Annotated in this window: 1 protein-coding gene; it reads left to right on the plus strand. The window is 41.4% G+C overall.

Going from position 1 to position 222, the window contains the following annotated elements:
• A partial coding sequence (locus MB14_RS10215; RefSeq protein WP_157716577.1) for a hypothetical protein occupies positions 1–222 on the plus strand: 222 nt, incomplete at both ends.

Here is a 222-nt window from a genome sequence, read left to right on the forward strand (position 1 = left end):
ACCAACGATGCTAATCTTACCTTAAACTCAGTAGGAGCAACTACGGCTGTTTTAGTGGATGCTGTAGCCCCAGTAATTACCAGCTTAGGTTTACATAATGGGAATACTTTTGTGGAGATTTTTTCGAGTGAAGGTCTTTACAGCACGAATGGAGGAAGTGGAGCATTAGAAATCAGTGATATTGCCATTTCAATTTCTGGTGGTACGGCCACTAATCCAGTA

This window comes from Roseivirga ehrenbergii, assembly GCF_001593005.1.
GTDB classification, from domain to species: Bacteria; Bacteroidota; Bacteroidia; order Cytophagales; family Cyclobacteriaceae; genus Roseivirga; species Roseivirga ehrenbergii.